The organism is Acinetobacter lwoffii (genome assembly GCF_024129435.1).
GTDB lineage: Bacteria > Pseudomonadota > Gammaproteobacteria > Pseudomonadales > Moraxellaceae > Acinetobacter > Acinetobacter lwoffii_F.
Map to the genome: position 1 here is coordinate 1 of NZ_JAMXXN010000073.1, position 949 is coordinate 949.

General features: G+C 28.5%; 1 pseudogene. It reads right to left on the minus strand.

The annotated features are described in order from the left end of the window. Nucleotides 1-97: 97 nt before the first annotated feature. Nucleotides 98-589 (minus strand): annotated as a pseudogene (locus NI455_RS15350) (LysR family transcriptional regulator); the annotation flags it as partial. Nucleotides 590-949 lie beyond the last annotated feature (360 nt).

The following is a 949-nucleotide window of genomic DNA, read 5'->3' on the forward strand; positions in this document are numbered from 1 at the left end:
ATTGAGATGTGTCATAGTATTCGTCGTTAGAAAACAATTATTGTGACATTATTTCAATGAGTTATCTATTTTTGTCGTGTACAGAGAAAAATGATTTATATAAGCTTATAGAACTTAGTTCATCTAAAGAATGATAGATAGGAGGACGAATAAAACCTATATCAATGTCACCGCTTAATATTGCTTCAATTTGAGCTTCTGAAGATACCGTATTAATTTCTATATTAATTTTATACTGTTCACATAGATCATCTAAGATTTTTAATTTTTTTTTATCCAATATAATGCTACTGGAGTGGCAAATTTTCACTGTTCTATCTTCTCCTTGGCTAATCTTTTTAGCTAATTCAATTGAATTACTAAAGTTCTCAAGATTGGTCTTTAAGCCTTTATAAAGAGCTAGTCCTGCAGGAGTAAGTTTTATTTTTTTTTCTGATCTATCAAAGATACTAAAGCCTAAATTATCCTCTAAATTTTTGATTTGCCTACTTAAAGCAGACTGAGCAATAAATAGCTTTTCTGAAGCTGCAATAAAACTCCCTTCTTCTACGATACTTATTAAATAATTACATTGCTTAAAAGTTAACATATATCAAAAACAGATAGATTGTTGATTTTTCTATATTAGATTAGATGGTTTATTTTTTATATCTTTTATTCAACAGAATAAAATTTGGTTGAAATTAAAGATGGCTATTAAGAATAAAATTATTGTATTTACAGCTATGGTCGCGATTTGCTTAGCAGCTCAATCTTATGACAAATACATTGGAAAATTTTCTGACTCCTCTATAGAGCCTATAGATTTACTAGTTGATTAAGTGTCATTTAACATAATGGCGGTTATACGAAGTACACTTGTTAGAACCCATTTAAAGTGTCTATATTCTCACCAATAAAAATGTCTGGTTTATGATGGTTTTTATCACCATGGACTGGATATAAAATA